We start from the raw sequence: 4,883 nt of genomic DNA, 5'->3' as shown, positions 1-4,883 counted from the left end.
TGGCCGAGCAGCTCGGCGTGCGCAGGCACGTCATCTTCGCCGGGGAGCGGCACGACGTCTCGGCGATGTTCTCCGCGTTCGACCTGTTCGTGGCTTCCTCCGCGCAGGAGACCTTCGGCCTGTCGGTGCTGGAGGCGCTGGGCAACGGGATGCCCGTGCTCTACACGACCTGCCCGGCGCTGGCCGGCGTCCGCACCGACCGCGCCCGGCAGGTGCCCGGCGAGGTGGATGCGCTGCGCAAGGAGATCACCGCGGAGGTCACCGATCGCCGGTCCCGGATGGACGTGCCGGTGATCCGCGAGCTCTACGGCATCGAGGCGGTCACCGGCCGCATCGACGACCTCTACGAGCGGCTCGGCGCGCGGTCCGGGACGCCGGTCGCCGCGCGCGAGGGCGGTGGTGTGCGATGAAGGCACTGGTCACCGGCGCGGCCGGGTTCATCGGCTCGCACCTGGTCGAGCACCTGCTCGCGGACGGGCACGAGGTACTCGGCCTCGACGACCTCAGCACCGGCAGCCGCGCGAACCTGCCCGCGGATTCCGCGGAGTTCCGCTTCACCTCCGGCACGATCCTGGACGGCACCCTGGTGGACGACCTGGTGTCCGAAGTGGACGTGGTGTTCCACATGGCCGCCGCGGTCGGGGCATTCGTCATCCAGGAGCGCACCCTGCGCAGCCTGCTGACCAATGTGCACGGCACGGAGAACGTGCTCGACTCCGCGCACCGCCGGGGCGCGCGGGTGCTGGTGGCCTCCACCAGCGAGGTCTACGGCAAGAACAGCAAACCCGGGCTCAACGAGGACGACGACCGGCTGGTCGGCGCACCGCTGAAGACCCGCTGGACCTACTCCGAGGCCAAGGCAATCGACGAGAGCCTGACCTACTGCTACGTGCGCGAACTCGGGCTCAGCGCGGTGATCGTGCGGTTGTTCAACACCGTGGGACCGCGGCAGAGCGGCCGCTACGGGATGGTCATCCCGCGGCTGGTGGGCCAGGCGCTGTCCGGGCGCCCGCTGACCGTGTTCGGCAGCGGCCACCAGGTGCGCTGCTTCTGCCACGTCGCCGACGTGGTGCCCGCGCTGGTTCGGCTGGCCGGGATGGACGAGATCACCGGGACCGCGCTGAACATCGGCAGCAACGAGCAAGTGTCCATAATGGACTTGGCGCGCAAGGTCATCGAACTCACCGGCACCGCGGCCGGAATCACGCGAATGTCCTATGAGGACGCTTATGGCCCCGGCTACGAGGACCTGCAACGCCGGGTGCCGGACTGCGCCAGGGCCAGGGAACTCATCGGCTTCCAACCGTCCCGGAGCCTGGAGGACATCATCCGGGCCGTGATCGACGAGCAGACCAGCGCGGCCCCGGTCGTCTCGGCGTAGCGGGGGGCCTCATGCACGACGACGGGGTTCGGGAGGGAGAACGACATGTCGAAGTCACTGAGCCGGAACGCCGCCGGAACCGGCTGTTCGCGCCACTCGCCGCGTGGTGGCGCGGCAGGGCCGGGCACGAGGAACCGCAGCCGCCGGACGAGGACGCCGATCACGCGCACAGCCCCCGCGCCCGCCGGATGCGCCACCTCGGCGGCTCGATCTGGTTCATCGGGCTCATCGCGCTCGCGGCCCTGCTGGTGGTCGTGATGGCCATTCCGCGGATAACCGCACCGGCGCGGCCGGAGACGCTGGTGGTGGCGTCGCTGCCGTTCTGGAACCTGCAGGCGGGCACGAGCACGGTGGTGTCCAACAAGGACTCGGTGAACGAGGTCTCGCCGTGGATCTACGGTCTCGGCGGGGACGGATCGGTCACCCGGCAATACCCGCCGGACCGCGCGGCGGAGGTGGCCGGCCAGGTCGAGAAGCTCCGCGACGCCGGGGTTCCGCTGGTGCCTTCGCTGGCCAACATCACCGACGGCCGCTGGTCCTACGAACCGGTCGCGCGGGTGCTGCACGACCCGCGGCTGCGCGACCGGCACGTCCGGGAGATCGTCGAGCTGGTCGAGCGCGAGGACTACGAAGGTATCGACATCGACTACGAGAACCTGCGGGCCGGTGACCGGGAAGTGTTCAGCCGCTTCGTCACCGACCTCGGCAACGCGTTGCACGCCAAGGACAAAACGCTGTCGGTGGCGGTGTTCGCGAAGGCCAGCGACGCCGGCTACGACGAGCGCAACGTCGCGCAGGACTACGCCGCGATCGGCAGGGCGGCCGACCAGGTCCGGCTGATGGCCTACGACTACCACTGGGGCACCTCGCCGCCCGGACCGATCGCGCCGATCGGCTGGGTCCGCGAGATCGTCGACTACGCCAAGTCGCAGATCCCGCCGGAGCGGATCGTGCTGGGCGTGCCGCTGTACGGCTACGACTGGGTCGGTGACCGGGGGTCGAACCTGACCTGGCTGCAGGCGTTCCAGCTCGCGACCGAGCACCGGGCCGAGACGCACTACGACCCGGTCAGCCAGACCCCGTGGTTCCGCTACACCGACGAGCAGGGGCAGCAGCACGAGGTGTGGTTCGAGAACTCGGTCAGCTCGAAGGCGAAGTTCGAGGTCGCCCGCGGCGCCGGTATCCGCGGCGTCTACCTGTGGATGTACGGCTACGAGGACACCGCCACCTGGACCCGGCTCGCCGAGAGCCTGCCGGTCGGGGATTGAGCGCGGTCGGGGAGATGAGGGGCGGGCGCGATGATCCCGTGGTGGGTGCTGGCCATCGTCGTGTTCGGCGCGAACTTCACGCTCTGGGGCGTGATCGGGATGCTGCGCGTGCTCGACGGCTGGCGCGGTTCGCTGCTGCGCGGCGCGCGGCGAGCCGCACCGGTCGCTGATCTCGCGGCGCACCGGCACGGCAAGCTCCGGCCGCGGCGGCCGGGCGCGCTGGGCGTCGACGACGTGGCCGTGCTCATCGCCGCGCACAACGAAGAAGTGGTGATCAGCGAAAGCCTGCGGGCGATCACCGCGCTGGTCCCGGCCCGCAACGTGCACGTCGTCTCCGACGGTTCCACCGACCGCACGGTCGAACTGGCCCGCCGGGCGGGCGTGCACGTCGTGGGCACCGAAGGCAACCTCGGCAAGGCCGGGGCCCTGCAAGTGGGCATCCGGCGGTTCCGGCTGGTGCGCCGGTACCGGCTGGTGATGCTGCTGGACGCGGACACCCGCGTGGAACCCGGCTACTTCGCCGCGGCGCTGCCGCTGTTCGACGACCCCGAGGTGGTCGCGGTGGCCGGTTGCGTGCGCACCGCCTGGCGGGACCGGGGCCTGTCGTTCGCGGGCAAGCTGGTGGCGTTCCACCGGCAGCGGATCTACTCGATGACGCAGTACCTGCTGAAGTTCGGCCAGACCTGGCGGCGGATGAACGCCACGCACATCGTGCCCGGCTTCGCCAGCCTCTACCGCACCAGCGTGCTGCCGAGCATCGAGGTCAACCCGCCCGGGCTGGTGATCGAGGACTTCAACATGACCTTCGAGGTCTACCAGAAACGGCTCGGCAAGGTCGGGTTCACGCCATCGGCGGTGGCGGCCACCCAGGACCCGGGCCGGATCCGGGACTACGTGCGCCAGTCCAAGCGGTGGTCGCTGGGCCTGTGGCAGACGGTGCGCAGGCACCCGCCGCGGCTGAACCTGTTCACCGCGATGCTGGCGCTGCTGCTGCTCGAACTGCTCACCAGCAGCATCATGCTCGTGCTGCTTCCGGTGGTGCTGCTGGTGCTGCTGCTGCCGCTGATCGCGGACGGGACGCTCGAGTGGCCGTGGTTCGCCGACGTGCACGAGGCGGTCGCCGGGTACATGACGATTCCCGCGCTGCTGCTGGGGATCGTGCTGCCGGACCTGCTGCTGACGCTGGTCGTCACGATCACCCGGCGCCAGCCCAGGTTCCTGCTCTACGCCTGGCTGTACCTGCCGCTGCGGGTGCTGGATTCGGCGATCGCGCTGTACTCGCTGCCGCTGGCCTGGCTGTCGCGCTCGACCGGCCGGTGGAGCAGCCCGCAGCGGCACGCGGTCGAACCGGGCGGGCCGGAACCGGATCCGGGTGCGCGTGCCGGGTGAACTCCCGCAGTTGGATGAGGTCTCACCGCGGACGGCGGGGGAAGGTGGGGAGGTGAACGTGCTGCGGCTGTTGATGGTGGACGACCACCTCATGCTCACCGAAGCGCTCGGATCGCGGCTGCAGCAGGCCACGGACCTCTGGGTGGTGGGGCGGTGCGCGACCGGCGACCCGCACCTGGCGGCGATGGTGGATCGGCTGCGCCCGGACGTGATCACCGTGGACGTGGATCCGGTCGCCTCCACCGCGGAACTGGTCGAAGCGATGCTGGAAGCGCTGCCGTCCGTGGCGGTCGTTGTGCTCACCGGCGGTCTCGACCCGCAGCGCGCGGTGGAAGCGGCCCGCGCCGGGGCGACCGGATGGGTGCCGAAGGAAAGCGGTGTGGAGGAGCTGACCGCCGTGCTGCGCGGCGTGTGCCACGGTCACGCCTGGTTCCCGCCCGAGGTGCTGGGCGTGGTGCTGCGGGCGTTGCGGGAGGACGTGCGGCTGGCCGGGCGCCGCGACGGGCCGCTGGACGTGCTCAGCGTCCGGGAGCGGGAAGTGCTGCGCGGCATGGTCGAGGGCAAGCGCGGTGCCCGCATCGCGCGCGACCTGGCGATCTCCACCGAGACGGTGCGCACGCACACCCGCAGCATCCTGTCGAAGCTGCGGGTGCACTCGCAGCTGGAGGCGGTCAGCGTGGCCAGCGCCGCGGGGCTGCGCGCGGGGTCCTCCGGTCGTCAAACCGGGAAGGCGGTCCGGGCGCGCGGCACGCGCACCGATCGGGCCGATTCCGGCGGTGCGGACGCTGATCGGGGCGCTCATGCGCGGGCGAGCGCCAACGTCGGCGGCGAAGTGATCCCGGACC

The 4,883-nt window shown here is 71.0% G+C and carries 5 protein-coding genes; all 5 read left to right on the top strand.

The window, feature by feature from the left end; genetic code table 11:
* A partial coding sequence (locus tag IJH84_RS25080) for a glycosyltransferase (RefSeq protein WP_295149766.1) occupies positions 1-410 on the top strand: 410 nt, incomplete at its 5' end.
* Positions 407-1,381 (top strand): NAD-dependent epimerase/dehydratase family protein, encoded by a 975-nt coding sequence (locus IJH84_RS25075; RefSeq protein WP_295149764.1) that lies wholly within the window; start codon positions 407-409, stop codon positions 1,379-1,381. The genes IJH84_RS25080 and IJH84_RS25075, both read left to right, overlap by 4 nt.
* Before the next feature lie 11 nt (positions 1,382-1,392).
* Positions 1,393-2,649 (top strand): glycosyl hydrolase family 18 protein, encoded by a 1,257-nt coding sequence (locus IJH84_RS25070; RefSeq protein WP_295149762.1) that lies wholly within the window; start codon positions 1,393-1,395, stop codon positions 2,647-2,649.
* Positions 2,650-2,679: 30 nt separating this feature from the next.
* Positions 2,680-4,038, top strand: coding sequence for a glycosyltransferase family 2 protein (locus IJH84_RS25065; protein ID WP_295149761.1), 1,359 nt, complete (start codon positions 2,680-2,682; stop codon positions 4,036-4,038).
* Between the two features lie 52 nt (positions 4,039-4,090).
* Positions 4,091-4,883 (top strand): response regulator transcription factor (locus tag IJH84_RS25060; RefSeq protein ID WP_295149760.1); only part of this gene is annotated, 793 nt, incomplete at its 3' end.

The sequence above is a fragment of the Saccharopolyspora sp. genome (assembly GCF_017434145.1).
GTDB classification, from domain to species: domain Bacteria; phylum Actinomycetota; class Actinomycetes; order Mycobacteriales; family Pseudonocardiaceae; genus Saccharopolyspora_C; species Saccharopolyspora_C galaxeae.
Note: the sequence above shows the minus strand (reverse complement) of the source record. Positions and strands in the feature narration are given on the sequence as shown.

Bases quoted from the DNA above. Each gene is read 5' to 3' on its own strand.
- IJH84_RS25075 (WP_295149764.1), top strand. From the start codon at position 407: ATGAAGGCACTGGTCACCGGCGCGGCCGGGTTCATCGGCTCGCACCTG.
- IJH84_RS25070 (WP_295149762.1), top strand. From the start codon at position 1,393: ATGCACGACGACGGGGTTCGGGAGGGAGAACGACATGTCGAAGTCACT.
- IJH84_RS25065 (WP_295149761.1), top strand. From the start codon at position 2,680: ATGATCCCGTGGTGGGTGCTGGCCATCGTCGTGTTCGGCGCGAACTTC.